This window comes from Nocardia salmonicida (genome assembly GCF_036142455.1).
Taxonomy (GTDB): domain Bacteria; phylum Actinomycetota; class Actinomycetes; order Mycobacteriales; family Mycobacteriaceae; genus Nocardia; species Nocardia salmonicida.
The window spans coordinates 1,773,164-1,790,692 of sequence record NZ_CP108014.1; the positions used below are offsets into that span (position 1 = coordinate 1,773,164).

Here is a 17,529-nt window from a genome sequence, read left to right on the forward strand (position 1 = left end):
TTAGTCTGCAATAGTTGTCGGGTCGGACAGTCGTGGAACGAAGGAGTAGCGGTGAACAGTGCACACAGGGGTCGCGGCGAGCTGTCGCGGCGCGGGATGCTGGGTGTCGGAGTCGGTGCGGCCGCCGCGGTCGCGGTCGGCGCCACCGTCACCGGATGTGGTGACCAACCGAGCGGAGTCACCGCGTCGAGCACCCAGACCGAGCCGACCGGGGCCATCCTGAATGCCAACCGCGCGCTGACCGACACCCTGCCCTTCGGCGACACCACCGACTTCGTCGATGCCGACCGTGGCTGGATCGCCTCCCTCGAACCGGGCAAGGTGACCGACCAGGCGGGGAAAGTGGTGTGGGACAACGACTCCTACGACTTCCTCGCCGGCTCTTGTCCGCAGTCGGTGAACCCGAGCCTGTGGCGGCAGTCCCAGCTCACCGTCAAGCAGGGCCTCTACGAGATCGCACCGGGCTTCTATCAGGTCCGCGGTCTCGACCTGTCGAATATGACGCTGATCGAAGGCGACACCGGCGTGGTCGTCATCGATCCGCTGGTCTCCGCGGAGACCGCGGCCGCCGGACTCGCGCTCTATCGCAAACATCGCGGTGATCGGCCGGTCACCGGCTTGATCTACTCGCACTCCCACGTCGACCACTTCGGCGGCAGCTACGGCGTCATCACCCCGCAGGATGTCGCGGCCGGACGCTGCCCGGTGATCGCACCCTCGGGTTTCATGGAGCACGCTGTCGCCGAGAACATCTACACGGGCACGGCGATGGCCCGTCGCGCCGCCTACATGTACGGCGCCGCACTGCCTCGCGGTCCGAAAGGTCAGGTGGGATCCGGTCTGGGACAGACCAATTCGGTCGGAACGATCAGCTTGATCCCGCCCACCGTCCATGTCACCCGCACCGACCAGGAGGAAAGGGTCGACGGCGTGCGGATGATCTTCCAGCTGACGCCGGGCACCGAAGCGCCCTCGGAGATGAACTTCTACTTCCCCGACCGGCGCATCCTGTGCATGGCCGAGAACGCCACCCACACCATGCACAACATCGTCACCCTGCGCGGCGCGCTGGTCCGCGACCCGCATGTCTGGTCGAAATATCTCACCGATTCGATCAACCGCTACGGCCGCCGGTCCGATCTGGTGTTCTCCTCGCACCACTGGCCCATTTGGGGCACCGATCGGATCGTGGAGTTCCTCTCGTCGCAGCGAGACATGTACGGCTACCTCAACGATCAGACGCTGCGACTGCTGAACCAGGGCTACGTCGGCGCGGAGATCGCCGAAATGCTGCAGATGCCGCCCGCGCTGACCGCTTCGTGGTCGACGCACGGGTACTACGGCTCGGTGAGCCACAACGTCAAGGCGGTCTATCAGCGGTACATGGGCTGGTTCGACGGCAACCCCGCGCACCTATGGGAACACCCGCCGGTGGACAACGCCCGCCGCCACGTCGAGGCCATGGGCGGAGCCGACGCGGCACTGCGGACCGCGCAGAAGGCCTATGATGCCGCCGACTTCCGCTGGGTCGTGCAACTGGTGAACTACGTGATCTTCGCCGACCCGGCCAACAAGACGGCAAAGGACTTGCAGGCCAGCGCCTTCGAACAGCTCGCCTATGGCGCGGAGAACGCCACCTGGCGCAACTTCTATCTCAGCGGCGCTCATGAACTGCGCCACGGTTCCTTCGGCACGCCGACCACCGCCAACTCCGCCGCGATGGCCGCCGCGCTGAGCGTGGAGCAGGTCTTCGACGCGGTGTCGTTGCGGATCGACGGTCCGAAGGCGTGGGATGTCCGAATGACCACGGACTGGCGGATCAGCGACGAGGACAATCACGTCCACCGCGTGGAACTGCGCAACGGCGTCCTCGTGCACCACGACCGATTCCCCGATGACGCGCTGCCCGCGCCCGACGCGACGATCACCCTCACCCGCCGCACCCTGATCGCCACCCTGGTCGGCGGCGCCGACCTGCGCAAGGGTGTCGCCAGCGGTGACATCGCCATCGACGGCGACGCCACCGCCCTGGCGAAGCTGCCCGGCCTGATCGACAAGCCGGACCCGAACTTCGCCATCGTCACCCCGTGACGGTGTCAGGACCCGGTGGGAACCTCGCCGACCGCCTCGGCCGTATCGATCACAGCGAACACCTCGCCCTGCGGTGCGGCCAGGACGCCCGTCCGGCCGAAGGGGCCGTCCTCGGCGCCCATGATCACCGAGGCGCCCAGCTCGGTGGCCCTGGCCAGGAGGCCGTCGGTGTCGTCGACCTGGATCCAGGTGAGCCAGTAGGGTGGGGTGCTCAGCGCTGAGGCGTCCATCATGCCGCCGACTTCGTGGCTGTCACCGGGCAGCGCGAAGGTGGAGTAGGTGAAGTTCGCCCCGTCGCCGATCTCGGTGTACTGCCAGCCGAACACCTCGTTGTAGAACTGGTGTGCCTGATCGTAGGCAGGGGTATGCAGCTCGTTCCAGCAATAGGCGCCGTTCTGGTTGTAAACGCCGCAACCGGTGTGCGCCTTGGCTTCCCATACGCCGAATACGCCGCCCGCCGGGTCGGCGGCGACGAACATGCGTCCCACATCGAGCACGTCGAACGGTGGCATGAACACCTGCCCACCGGACTTGCTCACGCGTTCGGCGATCTCGTCGGCACGGCGCGCGGCGAAGTAGGTGGTCCATACCGACGGCATCGCTTCCATGCCTTGTTGTTTCGGGCCGATGCCCGCGGCGGGTCGGCCGTCGAGTGTGGCCATGAGGTAGCCGCCGGCTTCGGCGGGACCGTCCTGGATCTCCCAGCCGAACAGTGTGCCGTAGAAATCGCGGGCGGCGGTGGTGTCGTCCACCTGACAGTCGATCCAGCAGGGAGTTCCCTGCGGCCAAGCTTCGTCGCGTGTCGGCATTGTCGAACGTCCTCCTCGGCGCTGGATGAGGCCGGTCCCGATCGCACCGGCACGAGCTGAGTCAACCACCGGCAACCGACAATAAGTGGAACCCGCCACCGCGCTGAACTGGAACAACGCATATTCACAGCGACAGCCCGAGCGGGCCGACGCTCGCCCGGCGAACTCGTTACCGCTGTTACGGTTTCTGCGCCGATCGTGCGGTGGCTCGGTCAACGGTGGAGACGAACCGGTCGGGAGCGATACATGGTGGGTAGAGGTTCGAAACGCGGGTTCGGCCGGATACTGGTGACGATCCTCGCGGTGGTCGTCGTGCTCGGCTGCGGCGGTGGTCCCGCGGGCGCGCAGCCCCCGCACGCGCCCGGCGCCGACTGGACTGCCCTGCACGACGGGCCGGGCGCCTACCCCGAGGTCCGGGTGGAGCGCGGCGTCCAGATCACGATGAGCGACGGTGTGGTGCTCAAAGCCGACGTCTACCGCCCCGCCGATGCCGCGGGCGTGATCGAGCAGAAGCCGCTGCCGACCGTGCTCAGCCTCACCCCGTACTCGAAACTGATGACGGGCCTGATCGAATCGGCCGCCGCGATCCCGGGCCTGCAGTCCACCGCCGTCGACATCGTGCGCAGGCTGAACCTGTCCACCACCCCGATCAGCGGTTTCGGTGACCTCATGCAGGCATTGGACGGCGGCATGATCCAGACCATGCTCGGCGTCGACCGCAAACTCGTCCGCGCCGGGTACACCGTCGTCGTGGCCGATGTGCGCGGAACCGGTCTGTCCCAGGGTAAATGGGACACCCTCGGCGCGCGCGAACAGCTCGACACCCGCGAGGTGATCGACTGGGCGGCCACGCAGCCGTGGTCGAACGGCCGCGTCGGGATGAGCGGCGGTTCCTACTCCGGCATCAACCAGCTGCGTGCCGCCGAGAACGCACCGCCCGCGCTGCGGGCGATCTTCCCGGTCGAGCCGGGCAGCGACCTCATGCGTGACGTGGTGGCTCCCGGTGGTGGCGTCGGCACCACCTTTCTGCCGATGTGGCTGAACTCGGTCAACCAGCTCAAACTCGTCCCCGATGTGGCCTCCATGGTCGACGGCAGCTTCGACTGGACCTGGTTCAACGACCGCATCGCCGACCCGACCACCAATTTCGACCTGCTCGCCCAATCGCTGCTCACGCCGTCGCTGTCGAATATGCCGCCCGCGCTCGACGGCGCGCTCGACGACACTTCGGCCTTCCGTGAGGCGATCATGGGCCACCCCGAGAACGTCACGGTGCCGACTTTCGTCTACGGCGGCTGGCACGACATCTTCGCCAACAGCGCGACCAAGCTCTACGAGCAGATCCCGCTGCAGGCAGGGCGCAAGCAGCTGATCGTCGGCGACACCTATCACGCCAATCCCGGTGCGGGCACCGGTGTTCCCGGCGCACCGCCGCGCCTGGACGTGCTGCAGCGGGCCTGGTTCGACAAATGGCTCAAGGACATCGACAGCGGCGTCGAAGGATTCGGGCCCGTCACGGTGAAACAGCAAGGTGGGAGCTGGATTACGCTGCGAGAGTTTCCCCAGCCGGGCGTGACGCATCGCCGCGTCTATCTCTCCGCCGCACCGAGCGGCAGCACCGAGGACAGCCTGCACGACGGATCGCTCAGCGCCACCGGCCCGTCGGCCGCCGAAACGCTCACCGTCGCACCGGGTTTGAATCAGGTCTGCTCGCGCGACGCGGCGCAGGGCTCGGCGGGCATGACCGCCGCATTCGATGCCTGCGCGAAGGATTCCCGCATAGCCGAACGCAACGGACTCACCTTCACCAGCGCCCCGCTGACCGAACAGACGGTCATCTCGGGCCCGATCAATGTGCGGCTCAACACGATCCACGACGCCACCGACGGTTTCTGGAACGTCACCGTCAACGACGTGGCACCCGACGGCACCTCGACCGTGCTCACCACCGGACAGCTCACCTCGTCGATGCGGGCAGTCGACGAGCGTCGCAGCGCACGCTCGATCAACGGCGACTTCACCGCGCCCTTCAACCCGCTCACCGTCGACCGGCTGCTCCCGGTGGTACCCGGCGCACCCACCGATATCGATGTCGCCGTCATCCCGACCCAGGCGGTACTGGCGCCGGGACACCGCTTGCGTATCGACGTCTTCGCGGGCAACGCGCCCAAAGCATTGCCGTTCCGGCCGATGCTGAACGCCAGCGGCCTCGAGCCCCAGCACGTTCTTCTCGACCCCGCGTCGCCGAGCTTCGTCAACCTGCCCACCGACCGACCGATTCCCTGATCGACCCGGGGGGTCACCGCCCCCGGCTACCCTCGATCGAGCGGGATGCGCAGGCATGCCGTGCGGAGTTCATTCGACGAGGAGGTCGCTGTGGTCGAACCTGTCATCGTGGTGATGGGGGTGTCGGGATGCGGGAAGACGACGGTCGGCGCGCTGACCGCCGACCGGCTCGAAGTCCCGTACGCCGAAGGTGACGACTTCCACCCGCCGGCCAATATCGAGAAGATGGCCGCGGGCGTCCCGCTCACCGACGAGGACCGGCTGCCCTGGCTCGACACCGTCGCGGACTGGCTCGCCGAACACCAGGAAACCGGTGGAGTGGCGAGCTGCTCGGCGTTGCGACGGGCCTACCGTGACCGCCTACGCGCGAAGGCGCCACAGACCTACTTCGTGCACCTGGCGGCCACCCGCGAGGAGTTGCTGCGCCGGATGACCGGCCGACTCGGCCATTTCATGCCGACGATCCTGCTGGATTCCCAGCTCGACACCCTCGAACCACTGCAATCCGACGAAGCGGGCATCACCCTCAACGCGCTACAACCGCCGAGCGCGCTCGTCTCCGAGGCCGTCGACGCCTGGATCGCCGATCACCGCTGAAGCAGCGGATGTAGCTCCTCGACCGGCGCCAGCATCAGGATCGCGCCCACGACCAGCGACGCCAGGCAGACCGCGCTGAAGAACAACACCCACAGCACCGCGGGCAGGTGCGTCAGCCGGGCGAGTTGGTCGGCATCGGAATCGGTACGCCCCGGCTGTCTCCGTCGACTCCCTTGCAGCTCGAAGACCGGCCGCACCCCGGCGGCCAGCAGGAACCACGCCGTCAGGTACGCGAACGCGGCCTGGAGCAGATCGCTGCCGAACCAGGACACCCCGAACACCAACGCACCGAGCACCAGCACGGTGAGCAGCCCGTACATATTGCGCACCTTGATCAGCACCGCGGCCAGCATCACCAGCGTCGCCCACAACATCACCGTGACCCGGCCCGTCCCGAGCAGCGCCGCGTAGCCGAGCCCGAGCAGCGCGGGCGCCGGATATCCGGCCGCCGCGGTGAGAATCATGCCGGGACCACTAGGTTTGCCGCTGGACACGGTCAGCCCCGAAGTATCGGTGTGCAAGGTGATCGCGTGCAGCCTGCGCCCGGTGAGCAGCGCGACCAACGCGTGGCCGCCCTCGTGCGCCACCGTCACCGCGTTGCGGGTCAGCCGCCATAGTGGCCGGTACCCGACCAGCACCAGCGCCGACGCGGCGGTGGCGAGCACCAGCCACCACGCGGGAGCGGGCTGAGGTGCGATGAGATGATCGAGCAGCGAGCTGGCGGATCCGGTGTTCACCGCCGCACTTTAGCCGTCCGCGGGCTCACCGCGCAGGCTGCTGCGCCCTACTCGATCGGCGACGCGGACATTCGCTGCGCGAGTGGCACTTCCGACTGAGCCGATGTGGTCGCGGCCCCCGTGCCAACGGTCCCGTGGCGCCTCTCGTCGTGGTAGCAATGGGCATGCAGATGCGCCCTCACCGCTGGACTCCGCCGCGCCCCACCGCGCGTGCGCGCCGGACCCACAGCGATCCGCCGATGCCGCCGGTCCGACTGTTGCCGCTGCCGGGAAGTGGCCCGGAGGACGTCGTGGTGCTGCCCGACGGTCGGCTCGTCACCGGAACCGACGACGGTGCGATCTGGCGGGTCGATCCGGCGGGCGGCGCGGTCGAGCGAATCGCGGACGCCGGTGGCAGGCCACTGGGCATGCACGTCGACGCGGACGGCTCCCTGCTGATCTGCGTCGCGGGTCGAGGAATCCTTCGTCTGGCCGAGGCGGGCGCGGAACTGGAAGTCGTCGTCGGTGAGATCGACGGTGCCCCGATCGCGTTCCCCAGCAATGTGATTCGCGACGACGACGGCACGATCTACTTCACGATCTCGTCGCGGCGATGGCCGTTCGAGGAGTGGATGACCGACATCCTGGAACATTCCGGCAGCGGACAGCTGGTCCGTCGCGATCCGGACGGACGCCTGGAGGTGCTCGTCGACGGCCTCCAGTTCGCCAACGGCCTGGTGCTCGCCCCGGACCGATCCTGTGTGCTGGTCGCCGAGACCGGCGCCTACCGGATCACCCGATACTGGCTCACAGGTCCGCGCGCCGGTACCACCGACCACCTCGCCGAGAACCTGCCCGGCTCCCCCGACAACATGCTGCTCGGTAGCGACGGACTGGTCTGGGTCGGCATCGTCTCGCCACGTAACCCGTTGTTGGACAGGCTCTTCCCGCTCCCCGGAATTCTGCGCCGAATCGTCGACGCGCTGCCGGACCGCCTGACGCCCGCGCCCGTCCGTTCGGTCTGGGTGCTCGCGGTGGACTTCGACGGCACCATCGTGCACGACCTGCAGCGCGACGGCACCGACTACGCGTTGGTCACCGCGGTGGCCGAACACGAGGGCACCCTCTACCTCGGCAGCCTGTCCGAATCCGCGATCGCGGTGACCTCGATACCGGCGAGCTGACCTCAGCGGCGAACGGTGGACGGCAGCGGGTGGTCCGGCTCGAGCGCGGGCAGCCCATCGATGCTGGTGGAGTTGTCGCCGGCGATGCGACGGGCGAAGTCGGCGTCGGTACGGCGGGTGTGGGCCTCGTCGAGGATGAAGCGCTCCTCGACGAGGTCGAGTTTTGGCACCGACCAGCCGCACGAGTCGGCGATGCGCTCCACCGAGATCGCCACCACCGCGCGGACACCAGGGTGCCCGGTGCCGAAATGCTCATGGAGCATGTCGAATTCGTCGGAGTCGGGGCGAACGACGCGGCCGGTACCGAACAATCGCAGAATGCGGGTGGTGCGGGTGAACGAGCAGAACATCACGGTGATCCGGCCGTTGTCGCGCAGGTGGGCGATCGTTTCCGAACCGCTGCCGAACAGATCGAGGTAGGCCACGGTGTGGTCGTCGATCACGGCGAAGGTGTCGCGATAACCCTTGGGGGAGACATTCACGTGGCCGCCCACCGACGGCGCGGTGCCGATGAAGAACATCGGCTGTTCGGTGATGAATGCCCGCAACTTGTCGTCGATCCGATCGAACACCTTGCCCATGACGCACTCTCTCGTCCCGCCAGTCGGCAGGCTCCCCGCATCCACCCTATCGACGGCCCCTACCGCGACGATCGTTCGGTTCACGGTGAGGGTTACCGCAGACGGCGACCCGCACCGTATCCGACGATGTCTTCTATGACGCAGACCGCACCGAGCCCCGTCCACCCCGTGCAGCAGCGCTACGCGAACCCGGCCACCGAGATCCCCGCCCAGTGGAATCCGGTGCTCGAGGTAGTGCACGCCCACAAGTCGGTGCGCCGCTACCTCCCGGATGCCGTGTCGCCGGACACGATTCGGCTGTTGGTCTCGGCCGCGCAATCGGCGCCGACCTCGTCGAACCTGCAGGTGTGGAGCGTCATCGAGGTGCGTGACCCGGCGCGCCGGGCCAGGCTGGCCGCGATCGCAGGTGGTCAGGTGCATATCGAGCAGGCTCCGGTGCTGCTGGTGTGGACCGCCGACTTCGCCCGGCTGCGTCAGCTCGCCGACGATCACGGCGCACCGCTGGAAGGCGCGGACTATCTCGAATCCAGCTACGTCGGCTTCGTCGACGCCGCGCTGGCCGCCCAGAACGCGGTGGTCGCCGCCGAATCCCTCGGCTTGGGCACGGTCTACATCGGCGCGCTGCGTAACGACCCGGAAGCGGTTGCGGCCGAACTGAATCTGCCCGATCACGTCTTCGCGGTCTTCGGCCTGGTCGTCGGCCACCCGGACCCGACGGAGGGCATCAGGGTCAAGCCGCGCCTACCGCAGGCGGCGGTTCTGCATCAGGAGACCTACGACCTGCCCGCCCAGCGCGAGCCGGTCGCCGAGTACGAACAGCGGATCGGCGAGATCTACACCGATCAGGGCTTGCCGTTCTCGTGGACCGAGCGCGCCCTGGCCCGCCTGGCCTCGGCGGCCTCGCTCAACGGACGCCACCGCCTGCGGGAATCCTTGGCCCTGAGAGGATTCCGACTGCGCTGAGCAGGCGGATTGCTCAGCCGTCGATCGCCTTCTTCGTCAGGTCGAGCGAGCGGATGCGGGCGTCGAGGTCGTAGACGAGGGTGTTGAGCATCAGTTCGTCGGGGGAGGTGGCGTCGAGCAGTTGTGCCGCCTGGGCCCGCACCGTCTCCGGCGAACCCTGCAACTGCGCGGCCCTGCGCTGCGCGGCGAAGTGGCGTTCGGCGTCGTTGCCGGGGAAGCCCGCGGCCTGCTCCGGCGTGGCCAGCGCCTGCGGGCGTCCCGAGCGCAAGTTGGCGAAGGCGAGATCACGGGGTGCGGCGAGGCGATCGGCCTCGGCGTCGGTGTCGGCGCAGATCGCCGAGGCCGCCACGATCGTGTACGGCTCGCTCAGGGTCTGCGAGGGCCGGAAATTGTCGCGGTAGAGCGTCAGCGCGGCCACGGTGTTGTCCGGCGCGATGTGGTGGGCGAACGCGAACGGCAGTCCCAGTACCGCGGCCACCTGCGCGCTGTAACCACTCGAACCGAGCAGCCACACCTCCGGTTCGGCGCCGAGTCCGGGGCTTGCCACGATCCCGTGGGGATCGGCGCCACGGAAGAAGCCGATCAGCGCGGTGAGTTCCTGAGGAAACTCGTCACCGCCGAGTCCCTCGGCACTGCGGCGAAGGGCGCGCGCGGTCACCGGATCGGTGCCCGGTGCCCGTCCGATCCCGAGATCGATCCGTCCGGGATGCAGCGACTCGAGCGTGCCGAACTGCTCGGCGACCACGAGGGGCGCATGGTTCGGCAGCATCACCCCACCCGAACCGACCCGGATCCGCGAGGTGGACGCGGCCAGATGGGCCAGTACCACCGCGGGCGCCGCACTCGCGATGCCGGGCATGTTGTGGTGCTCGGCCACCCAGAATCGACGAAAGCCCTGCTCCTCGGCGTGCTGTGCGAAGCGCGTCGTCGCGTGCAACGCCGCACCCGCCGTCGCATCGGACTGCACCGGTGCCAGATCCAGAACCGACAGCGTGACGGCGCTCATGAGCCTCCTCGAGTTGTGTATTGCCCCTATCGGAGCCAACCCGCGCCGGGTCGCCGGTATTTCCGCGCACCGGTGGTGGTGACACCGGCCACGGTAACGGGGCGGTAGCGTGCACGACTGATCGACGCGAAGGAAGGACTGCTCCATGTCAGCCGATGGCTCCGGCCTATCCACCGATGCCCCCGTGGCGTCCGCCCCTACGGCCGAATCGGAGGGATACGCACGCGGCCTGAACCCGCGCACCATCCAGATGATCGCCATCGGCGGTGCGATCGGCACCGGCCTGTTCTACGGCTCCGGCGCGGCGATCGAACAGGCGGGCCCGTCGCTGATCCTGGCCTACCTCGTCGCCGGGCTGGCGATTTTCGTCATCATGCGCGCACTCGGTGAGCTGCTGACTTACCGCCCGGTCTCGGGCAGCTTCGCCGAGTACGCCCACGAGTTCCTCGGCCGGTTCGCCGGGTTCGCGACCGGTTGGTCGTATTGGGCGGTCTGGGTGTCCACCTGCATGGCCGAGATCACCGTGGCAGGCCACTACGTCCAGTACTGGTTCGACATCCCGCAGTGGGTGACCGCGCTGGTCGTGCTCGCGGTGCTGTTCACCGCCAATCTGATCTCGGTGCGGTTCTTCGGTGAGGGGGAGTTCTGGTTCTCCGCCATCAAGGTCACCGCGATCCTGGCGATGATCTTGATCGGCATCGGCGTGCTCGTGTTCGGCTTCGGTCATGCCGCTGACCCGACGGTGACCAATCTGTGGGCCGATGGCGGGATGTTCCCGCACGGCTTCGGTCAGACCCTGCTGGTGCTGCAGATCGTGGTGTTCGCCTACGTCGGCGTCGAGTTGGTCGGTGTGACGGCAGGGGAGGCGCGCGATCCGAAGACCACCCTGCGCAAGGCGATCAACACCCTGCCGTTCCGGATCGGGCTGTTCTATGTCGGCGCGCTCGTGGTGATCATGTCGGTGGCGAGCTGGCGCAGTTTCCACGCCGGGCGCAGCCCGTTCGTCGAGGTCTTCGAACAGATCGGCATCCCTGCCGCAGCGGGCATCATCAACTTCGTGCTGCTCACCGCGGCGCTGTCGTCGTGCAATTCCGGCATCTACTCCACCGGCCGGATGTTGCGCAGCCTCGCGCTGCGCGACGAGGCGCCCGCGCAGTTCGCGACGCTGAGCAAGCAGTCGGTGCCGTTCACCGGTATCTGCGCGTCGGCGGGCGCGATGGTGATCGGCGTGGTGGTGAACCTCGTCTCGCCGGACAAGGCCTTCGCCTACATCACCTCGGTGAGCACCGTCGGGATCATCGTCGTGTGGGGTGTGATCCTGCTGTGCCACATCAAGTATCGCGCCAAGGTTCGTGCCGGCGAGCTGCCCGGCAGTGACTACCGACTGCCGGGAGCGCCCGTAACCACCTGGGCTGCTCTGGGTTTCCTCGGCTTGGTGGTGGTGCTGTTGCTGTGGACCGACGGTGGGCGCACGGCGTTGGTCGTCGGCGCGGTGTGGGCAGCACTGGTGTGTGCGGGCTACTACGCCTTCGGCCGCCGCGACGCCGTGCACACCGGATAGCTCCGTTTGCTGGAAAGCCGCTGGCAGAGAGCCGTTTTCTGTCATACCCACCCGGTATCGTCGAAGTGTCACACAACCAGCCCGGACGCGAGTGTGGCCGGGCGGTGCGAGAACGGGGGCACACGAGATGAGTGACGAGAACAGCGGCGATCTGCGGCCGCCACGCCAGCACGGAACCACCTGGCGGGAATCGGAATACCGAGTACTGGCCGACGATCTGCGCGCGGGCGTCGATCTGGCCCGCACGGCGATCACGGTCGGGCGCACCGAATCGGCGGTGCGCAGCGCACTGCGCAATTTCGTGCCGCCAGAGGAACGGGTGCCGACCGCCGAACGGGAACGCTGGATCCGCACACGCCTTGTCGCCGAGCCGGAATGGGACTGGTGGGCGGTGGTGATCGACCATCACCGCCGCTCCCGCGGCGGCCTGTGGTTCACCCGCCACGAGCACTGTGCCCGCATCGGCTGGCGTCGACGCACCCCCATGCCCGCGCTCGCCCAGGAACTGGCCACCTCGGAACTCTCGGTCGCCGAGCTGTTGCGTTCGCTGGGTCTGGTCGACAGCATCGAGGAAGCCGCCGACCGCCTCGGCGCCACCCCGGGCCTCGCGCTGGCCAAACGGGTCACCGCCCGCCGTGACGAAGCCGTCGGCGCCCGCTGGATCCTGGTCGTCGACGGCGCCGCGGGCACCACCCGGCCCCGCAACGCCCCGGTCCGGCGCCAGCTGTCCCTGCACGAGACCCGTGCCGACGCCGAAGCCGAACGCGACCGAATCCTGTCCTGGCACACCCGAATCGGCCCGGAAGAACCCGACTCACCACCCGTCTGGTGGACCATCGCCGAACGTGGCCTCGGCGCAACAGTCGGCTATACCCGGTGCGGTACACACGATTCCACCGCCACCGGCGGCCGACTTCGCGCCGAAGCCCTCACGGTCGGTGACATCATCCGTGTCCCGGTCCCCGACGGCGGCTTCCTACAAGACCGCATCACCGCGATCAGCCAACCCGCCGCGGGCGCATCGATCGTCGTGGACCTGGCACCGGTCGCCAACTCGCGCGTCCGTCGAGTCGTCGAATTCGCCGCCGACGAGGTCGTCGATGTGGTGCGCAGATCGGAGGAACGCTCGGCGTAATGGGCTCACCGGGGTGTATTCGCGCGCCGGACCGCGCGGATCACCTCGGTGCGCAGGGGAAAATCGAACTCGCCCTCGGCGGTCTCCGGTGTCGCCCGCAGGTAGTCGAGAATCCGGGCGAGCACTTCGGCTCGTTCTTGCGTGGAGATGACCACGGTGTGTGAATGGGTGCCGATGGACGCGGTCAGCGATTCGGCGGTCCGCCGCTGGCTGTGTGCGAACTCGGCGTACTCGAACGGGGCGAACAGCGGATGCGCGGGCAGCGCGTCATCGGAGGAGGACGGCGGAAACGAGGCGGACGAGCGAGAGACATCCCGCAGCCCCGCAACCCACTCGACCTTGTCGTCGTCGTTGTTCCAGAACGCGGCGAACACCCCGTCCGCACGCAGCACCCGCGCGATTTCGGGAAAAGCCCGCGCTTGGTCGAACCAGTGGAACGCCTGCCCGGCGAGCACCGCGTCCACCGATCCATCGGCCAGCGGAATCGCCTCCGCCGCACCGGAAAGCGCCCTCACCTCGGGATAGAGTCGAACGAGTTCGGCCCGCATCCCCTCATCGGGCTCCACCGCGATCACCTCGACCCCCGCGGCGAGCAAACCTCCGGTGAGCTTGCCCGTCCCCGCCCCCAGATCCAGAACAACAGCCCCCGCCTTTTCCGCGACCGCCTCCAGCGCCCACCGAATTCCCGCCGCCGGATAGTCCGGCCGATACTGGGCGTAGACGGCTGCCTGCGTGCCGAACGAGCCCGCCCGTCGCTTCCGGCGCTGGATCTCGTCCGCGTTCCTGTCCTCAGAATTCCCGAATCCCACCATGGTAGGAAGCTACCGACCGCCGTGGCGCCGCGGAATGATCGCGCGGGTGGTGAATTTTATTGGGGTGCAGCGAGAATGGCCACTATGGATTGGACCAATGTGGCGGTTGCCTCGATCACGGTCGTCGGCACGCTCGGGGGCGGCATCGTGACCCAGGTTTTCGCGATTCGTAGCAAGCGAATCGATGCGAAGGTGCAGCGCGACAATCGGGCGGAGGAATTGCGGGAACTCACCCGCAAAGAGGCCACCGACGAGAAGCGGACGGTCTACGCGGGCCTCAACACCACGGCGCATTCCTGTCGAGCGGCTATCCGGCACTACCTCGACGAGAAGTGCGGCGGGCGCACACCTGATCTCGCCAAGTTCGAGGCAGCGCGGGAGGCGCTGCGCGACACCTATTCCCGTGCGCAGATGGTGGTGTCGGACCGAGCGCTGGATTTCGCGTCCGAGGTGAATCGCTGCCTCGACGTCGGCCATCGCGCGGCGCTCGAGCTCGACGCGAACGACGCCGTGGCGGTGGCGGCCCTCTATCACTTCGTGGACGACTCGCTGGGCTTCGGTGTCCGCCTTCTGCGTCGAGCGATCCGGGAGGATCTCGGGATCGAACCCGGGGCCGATGCCGATCTCGACGGCCACCTCGTCTCGCTCAGAGCCTGGCGCCACGAGTTCGTCAGGAGGGACAGCTCCGACGTGCCCGCCCAACAGCCCGAGCTCCGCGGTTGAATCGATGACGTCGAATGTCCGCTGCGTCCGGAGCGTGCGTGTCACTGCGTGGCATCGCCTCGACGGTCGAGCGGAAACAGGATCGGGCTGAGTAGGTATTCCGAACGATCCGGGGTGGCCGCGTTGTCGAGGTGGGGGGTGATCGCGGCGCGCATGCCGGTGATCAGCTGGGCGAGTTCGTCGGGATCGAGCCACAGTGAGTGCTGGCGGTAGCCGACGAGATCGTCCACCGGGTCGGCGCGGTCGTCGGTGATGTAGGCGTCGAATTCGGCGAGCAGGGTGGCCATCGCGGCGACGAAGATCTGGCGATGGTCCGCCGGTGTCACGGTGGCGCCATCGATGCTCGCGCGCTCGCGACGTAATCGGTAGCGCCGCTCGACCGCCCCGCGTACGCGACGTTCTTCGACGACCTCTAGCACGCCACCGGACGCCAGCAGCTCGACGTGGCGGTACACCGTCGCCTTCGAGGACTCGGGCACCAGCGCGCACAGCTGCGCGGTCGTGTGCGTCCGACCGCCCGACATCGCATGCACGATGCGCAGGCGCACCGGGTGGGTCAGTAGCTCCAACGAGTCCATGCGTCAATATTCTCACATGTGCTACCTTTCGCAAAGATGAGAACGATGAGTGGAGGGCGCCCATGGGTGGCAACGAGACAGCGCAAGCGGATATCGAGTCGTGGCAGATCCCGGAGTATGTGAATCCGGCGGCCTTCGCTGATCGCGATGTCACCGTAGGTTCCGATGAGCTCGCCGTCGCGGGTGTCCTGAGCGTGCCGTCGGCTCCGGGGCCACACCCGGCGGTCGTCATCCTGTCCGGTGGCGGTGCGTTCGACCGCGACGGTACCGTCGGCCCGAACCGGATCTACCGGGACATCGCGTGGGGACTGGCCTCTCGTGGCATCGCGGTCCTGCGCTTCGACAAGGTCACTCTCACCCACGCCGACGCGGTCGCCGCCACCGAGGGGTTCACCGTCCGCGACGAGTACCTGCCCCACGCCCTCGCGGCCATCGACATCCTCAGGGCGACAAAGGGTATCGACGCGAGTCGAATCCATGTCGTCGGCCACAGTATGGGCGGGAGGATGGCTCCGCGCGTGGCCGATGCCGTCCCCGAGGTTGCCGGGATCATCACCTTGGCGGGTGACACTTCGCCGATGTGGTGGGCTCTGGTGCGCGTTCTGCGTCACCTCGCCGAGGTGGATCCGTCCGCGATCACGGCACTGCCACCTCTCGAGACGGTGATCGAACAGGCGAAACGGGTGGACAGTCCCGAGCTGTCACTCGAGACGCCGACCGAGGATCTCCCGTTCGGCCAGTCCGCCGCCTATTGGCTGGACCTGCGCGCGTACGACCCGGTCGCGGTCGCGGCCACCCTCGACATCCCGATGCTGATCCTGCAGGGCGAGCGCGACTATCAGGTCACCGTCGAGGACGATCTCGCGCAGTGGCGAGTCGGCCTCGCCGATCGAGCCGATGTCGACATCCGCACCTACCCCGCCGACGACCACCTGTTCTTTCCCGGCGACTCACCCTCGACGCCCGCCGATTACGCGCGGCCGCAGCACGTCGACGGTGCGGTCGTGGCCGACATCGCGCAGTGGATCACGGCGCACTGACCGCCGATGCGCCGTGGCTGCGGCCCGGCATGGTCGCGGCGGCGATGAGCATGACGACTGCCATGGCGAGCATCGCGACAAAGACCAGGTGGATGCCGTGGGCGAGTTCGCCGGGTGTGGGGCGGTCGGGGTCGTGGATGCCGGCGTTGACGATGGCGCCGAACATCGCGACGCCCAGTGCGCTGCCGAGGGAGCGGGCGAACATATTGGCGGAGGTGACCACACCGCGTTCGTGCCATTCGGCGCTGGCCTGGGCGGCGATGAGGGTGGGGGAGGCCACCAGACCCATACCGCAGCCGATGAGGAAACAGGAGGCCGCGATCTGCCAGGGGCTCGACTCCGGGCCGACGAGCAGGGTGGTCGCGCAGCCGAGCGCGGCGATCGTGCTGCCGACGATGCCGCTGATGCGAAACCCCCAGCGCAGGTACAGCCGTCCGGACAGGGTCGCGGCGAGCGGCCAGCCGAGCGTGAGCCCGCCGACGGCCAGTCCGGCCACCAGGGCGGTGGTCCCGAGCACTCCCTGGGCGAAAGTCGGCACGTACGAGGTCAATCCGAGGATGACGGCGCCGACCAGCAGGGAGACGGTACTGCTCGCGATCACCACGCGCCGGGTGAAGATCCACAGCGGCAGAATCGGATTCGCGGTCCGCAGCTCGACGACCGCGAACAGCGCCAGCACTGCCACGCTCCCCACGAACAGGGTGAGCGAGACCGGCGAGGTCCACTCCCAGGCCTGGCCACCTTCGAGCAGGGCGAGGATCATGGCCCCCGCGCCGACGGTGAGCAGGATCGCGCCGAGGTAGTCGATGCGCTGGGTGCGGCGCACCGCCGATTCGGTGAAGTGGCGCACCAACATCCAGGCCGCGACCGCGCACAGCGGAAGATTGATCAGGAAGATCCATCGCCAGCTCAGATGGTCGGCGAACATTCCGCCCAGCAGCGGACCGAGCACGGCCGAGCTCGCCCACACCCCGGCCAGGTAGCCCTGGATCTTGGCGCGTTCGGTCAGTGTGTACAGATCACCGGCGATCACCATCGTCATCGGCTGGATCGCGCCCGCCCCGATGCCCTGGATCGCCCGAAAGGCGATGAGGGCCACCATGCTCGTGGCCAGTCCGCACAGCAGTGACCCCGCCGCGAACGCCGCGATCCCGAACAGGATCACCGGCTTGCGCCCGACCATGTCGGCGAGCTTGCCGTAGATCGGCACCGTCACGGCCTGTGCGAGCAGGTAGATGGAGAACAACCACGGGAACATCGCGAACCCGCCGAGAGTGTCGGTGATGGTGAGCACCGCTGTCGCGATGATGGTGGAGTCGAGAGCCACCAGCCCGGTGGAGAGCATGAGCGAGGCCAGGATCGGACCTCGTTCGGATCGCAGACCGACAGCCGGGCTCGCGGTATCGGTAGCCACCGAGGTCCTTTCGTTGCATCGACTAACCACTCG

16 protein-coding genes are annotated in these 17,529 nt (G+C 67.9%); 9 read left to right on the plus strand and 7 right to left on the minus strand.

Annotation, left to right across the window (positions count from 1 at the left end; translation table 11 throughout):
• Window positions 1-96 precede the first annotated feature (96 nt).
• Window positions 97-2,091: an alkyl/aryl-sulfatase gene (locus OHS03_RS08465; protein ID WP_328664136.1), complete on the plus strand. Its 1,995-nt coding sequence runs from the start codon at window positions 97-99 to the stop codon at window positions 2,089-2,091.
• A 5-nt stretch (window positions 2,092-2,096) separates the two neighbouring features.
• Here the strand turns inward: OHS03_RS08465 and OHS03_RS08470 are convergent, their stop codons facing one another.
• Complete coding sequence (locus OHS03_RS08470) at window positions 2,097-2,843, minus strand: VOC family protein (RefSeq protein ID WP_328662146.1); 747 nt, start codon at window positions 2,841-2,843, stop codon at window positions 2,097-2,099.
• A 303-nt stretch (window positions 2,844-3,146) separates the two neighbouring features.
• Here OHS03_RS08470 and OHS03_RS08475 point away from each other — a divergent pair, with 303 nt between their 5' ends.
• Window positions 3,147-5,186, plus strand: a complete 2,040-nt coding sequence (locus tag OHS03_RS08475; RefSeq protein WP_407942464.1) for a CocE/NonD family hydrolase — start codon at window positions 3,147-3,149, stop codon at window positions 5,184-5,186.
• A gap of 114 nt (window positions 5,187-5,300) precedes the next feature.
• Window positions 5,301-5,783, plus strand: coding sequence for a gluconokinase (locus OHS03_RS08480; protein ID WP_328664138.1), 483 nt, complete (start codon window positions 5,301-5,303; stop codon window positions 5,781-5,783).
• Here OHS03_RS08480 and OHS03_RS08485 read toward each other — a convergent pair.
• Window positions 5,774-6,520, minus strand: coding sequence for a M50 family metallopeptidase (locus OHS03_RS08485; protein WP_328662150.1), 747 nt, complete (start codon window positions 6,518-6,520; stop codon window positions 5,774-5,776). The two genes, OHS03_RS08480 and OHS03_RS08485, sit on opposite strands and share 10 nt — an antisense overlap.
• A 164-nt stretch (window positions 6,521-6,684) precedes the next feature.
• Between OHS03_RS08485 and OHS03_RS08490 the strand changes: the two genes are divergently transcribed.
• Window positions 6,685-7,683, plus strand: a complete 999-nt coding sequence (locus OHS03_RS08490; RefSeq protein ID WP_328662152.1) for an SMP-30/gluconolactonase/LRE family protein — start codon at window positions 6,685-6,687, stop codon at window positions 7,681-7,683.
• Window positions 7,684-7,685: 2 nt separating this feature from the next.
• Here the strand turns inward: OHS03_RS08490 and OHS03_RS08495 are convergent, their stop codons facing one another.
• Window positions 7,686-8,264, minus strand: a complete 579-nt coding sequence (locus OHS03_RS08495; protein WP_328662154.1) for a pyridoxamine 5'-phosphate oxidase family protein — start codon at window positions 8,262-8,264, stop codon at window positions 7,686-7,688.
• 135 nt (window positions 8,265-8,399) lie between these two features.
• Between OHS03_RS08495 and OHS03_RS08500 the strand changes: the two genes are divergently transcribed.
• The gene (locus tag OHS03_RS08500; RefSeq protein WP_328662156.1) at window positions 8,400-9,227 is read left to right on the plus strand and encodes an NADPH-dependent oxidoreductase; all 828 of its coding nucleotides are present in this window, start codon (window positions 8,400-8,402) and stop codon (window positions 9,225-9,227) included.
• A 13-nt stretch (window positions 9,228-9,240) separates the two neighbouring features.
• Here the strand turns inward: OHS03_RS08500 and OHS03_RS08505 are convergent, their stop codons facing one another.
• Window positions 9,241-10,233: an LLM class flavin-dependent oxidoreductase gene (locus OHS03_RS08505; RefSeq protein WP_056817024.1), complete on the minus strand. Its 993-nt coding sequence runs from the start codon at window positions 10,231-10,233 to the stop codon at window positions 9,241-9,243.
• A 145-nt stretch (window positions 10,234-10,378) separates the two neighbouring features.
• Here OHS03_RS08505 and OHS03_RS08510 point away from each other — a divergent pair, with 145 nt between their 5' ends.
• On the plus strand, window positions 10,379-11,794 hold the full coding sequence (locus OHS03_RS08510; RefSeq protein ID WP_328662158.1) for an amino acid permease: 1,416 nt from the start codon (window positions 10,379-10,381) through the stop codon (window positions 11,792-11,794).
• Between the two features lie 127 nt (window positions 11,795-11,921).
• Window positions 11,922-12,929: a hypothetical protein gene (locus tag OHS03_RS08515; protein ID WP_328662160.1), complete on the plus strand. Its 1,008-nt coding sequence runs from the start codon at window positions 11,922-11,924 to the stop codon at window positions 12,927-12,929.
• A gap of 5 nt (window positions 12,930-12,934) precedes the next feature.
• Here OHS03_RS08515 and OHS03_RS08520 read toward each other — a convergent pair whose 3' ends face one another.
• Window positions 12,935-13,741 (minus strand): class I SAM-dependent methyltransferase, encoded by an 807-nt coding sequence (locus OHS03_RS08520; RefSeq protein WP_328662163.1) that lies wholly within the window; start codon window positions 13,739-13,741, stop codon window positions 12,935-12,937.
• 84 nt (window positions 13,742-13,825) lie between these two features.
• Here OHS03_RS08520 and OHS03_RS08525 point away from each other — a divergent pair, with 84 nt between their 5' ends.
• Complete coding sequence (locus OHS03_RS08525; RefSeq protein ID WP_328662165.1) at window positions 13,826-14,464, plus strand: hypothetical protein; 639 nt, start codon at window positions 13,826-13,828, stop codon at window positions 14,462-14,464.
• A gap of 41 nt (window positions 14,465-14,505) precedes the next feature.
• Here OHS03_RS08525 and OHS03_RS08530 read toward each other — a convergent pair whose 3' ends face one another.
• Complete coding sequence (locus tag OHS03_RS08530) at window positions 14,506-15,042, minus strand: helix-turn-helix domain-containing protein (protein WP_328662166.1); 537 nt, start codon at window positions 15,040-15,042, stop codon at window positions 14,506-14,508.
• A gap of 62 nt (window positions 15,043-15,104) precedes the next feature.
• On the opposite strand from OHS03_RS08530, the gene OHS03_RS08535 reads away from it, so the two are divergent.
• Window positions 15,105-16,082 carry an alpha/beta hydrolase family protein gene (locus OHS03_RS08535; RefSeq protein ID WP_328662168.1) on the plus strand — a complete coding sequence of 326 codons (978 nt, stop codon included), beginning with the start codon at window positions 15,105-15,107 and terminating at the stop codon, window positions 16,080-16,082.
• Here the strand turns inward: OHS03_RS08535 and OHS03_RS08540 are convergent.
• The gene (locus tag OHS03_RS08540) at window positions 16,069-17,496 is read right to left on the minus strand and encodes an MDR family MFS transporter (RefSeq protein ID WP_328662169.1); all 1,428 of its coding nucleotides are present in this window, start codon (window positions 17,494-17,496) and stop codon (window positions 16,069-16,071) included. The genes OHS03_RS08535 and OHS03_RS08540 overlap by 14 nt on opposite strands.
• Window positions 17,497-17,529: the final 33 nt, after the last annotated feature.